Below are 1,757 nucleotides of genomic sequence, written 5' to 3'. Positions count from 1 at the left end.
GTACCAACGTGGCGTTGGTGCCACCGAAACCGAAGCTGTTGCTCATCACGGTGTCGATGGTGGCGTTTTCGCGAGTCTTGGTCAGGATCGGCATGTCTGCCACTTCCGGGTCCAGTTCGTCGATGTTGGCGGAACCTGCCATGAAGTTGCCTTCCATCATCAGCATGCAGTAGATCGCTTCGTGAACGCCGGCGGCGCCCAGGGAGTGACCCGACAGGCTCTTGGTGGAGCTGATGGCCGGAGCCTTGTCGCCGAACACTTCACGCACACCTTTCATTTCCATGACGTCGCCGACCGGAGTCGAGGTGCCGTGGGTATTCAGGTAGTCGATTGGAGTGTCAACGGTGGACATTGCCATCTGCATGCAGCGGATAGCGCCTTCGCCGCTTGGGGCGACCATGTCGTAGCCGTCGGAGGTCGCGCCGTAGCCAACGATTTCCGCGTAGATCTTCGCGCCGCGAGCCAGAGCGTGTTCCAGCTCTTCGACCACGACCATGCCGCCACCGCCGGCAATGACGAAACCGTCACGCTTGGCGTCGTAGGCACGGGAAGCTTTTTCCGGGGTTTCGTTGTACTGGCTGGACAGTGCGCCCATGGCGTCGAACAGGAACGACTGGCTCCAATGCTCTTCTTCACCGCCGCCGGCGAACACGATGTCCTGCTTGCCCATCTGGATCTGTTCCATGGCAGTACCGATGCAGTGAGCACTGGTCGCACAGGCAGAAGCGATGGAGTAGTTCAGGCCCTTGATCTTGAACGGGGTGGCCAGGCAAGCGGAAACGGTGCTGCTCATGGTCCGCGTAACGCGGTATGGGCCAACGCGCTTCACGCCTTTCTCGCGCAGGATGTCCAGCGCTTCCATCTGGTTCAGCGTGGAGGCGCCACCGGAACCGGCGATCAGGCCGGTACGCGGGTTGGAGACTTGCTCATCGGTCAGACCTGAGTCAGCGATGGCGTCTTTCATGGCCAGGTAGGCGTACGCCGCCGCGTGGCCAACGAAGCGATAGATCTTGCGATCGATCAGCTCTTCGAGGGGAAGGTCAATGGAGCCGGAAACCTGGCTACGCAGACCCATTTCGGCATATTCCGGGTTGAACCGGATGCCAGGGCGGCTTGCACGCAGGTTAGCGGAGACGGTCTCTTTGTCATTGCCCAGGCACGAAACGATGCCCAGACCAGTGATAACGACGCGGCGCATGCGGATAACCCTTAGAAGTTGTCAGTGGAGGTGAAAACGCCGACCCGAAGGCCTTCGGCGGTGTAGATCTCGCGGCCGTCGACGCTGACCGAACCGTCGGCAATGGCCAGGTTCAGTTTGCCTTTCAACACACGCTTGATCTGAATGTTATAGGTGACTTTCTGGGCAGTCGGCAGGACCTGGCCGAAGAATTTCACTTCGCCCGAACCCAGCGCACGGCCACGGCCCGGCAGACCTTGCCAGCCAAGGAAGAAACCGACCAGTTGCCACATGGCGTCCAGGCCCAGGCAGCCTGGCATCACCGGATCACCTTCGAAGTGGCAAGCGAAAAACCACAGGTCCGGAGTGATGTCCAGCTCGGCGACCAATTCACCTTTGCCGTACTTGCCGCCCTCGGCACTGATATGGGTGATGCGATCCACCATCAGCATGTTCGGGGCGGGCAGTTGTGCGTTACCTGGGCCGAACAGCTCACCGCGACTGCAGCGCAGCAGGTCTTCCCGAGTAAAGGCGTTTTGTTGGGTCATGCGAGCTCCTCAATAGTCCCATGCGGCAGGGT

At 60.3% G+C, this 1,757-nt stretch carries 2 protein-coding genes; both read right to left on the bottom strand.

The annotated features are described in order from the left end of the window. On the bottom strand, positions 1 to 1,198 hold a 1,198-nt coding region (gene fabB, locus AC1DSG_RS30880), incomplete at its 3' end, for a beta-ketoacyl-ACP synthase I (RefSeq protein ID WP_477794250.1). A gap of 11 nt (positions 1,199 to 1,209) precedes the next feature. Then, positions 1,210 to 1,725 (bottom strand): 3-hydroxyacyl-[acyl-carrier-protein] dehydratase FabA, encoded by a 516-nt coding sequence (gene fabA, locus AC1DSG_RS30875; RefSeq protein ID WP_223519708.1) that lies wholly within the window; start codon positions 1,723 to 1,725, stop codon positions 1,210 to 1,212. Positions 1,726 to 1,757: the final 32 nt, after the last annotated feature.

This window comes from Pseudomonas sp. P5_A12 (assembly GCF_056400685.1).
This window is presented reverse-complemented; position numbering and strand designations above follow the sequence as displayed.

What these genes read in the sequence shown, in the direction of transcription:
- fabA (WP_223519708.1), bottom strand. Translation starts at nt 1,725, where the DNA reads ATGACCCAACAAAACGCCTTTACTCGGGAAGACCTGCTGCGCTGCAGT.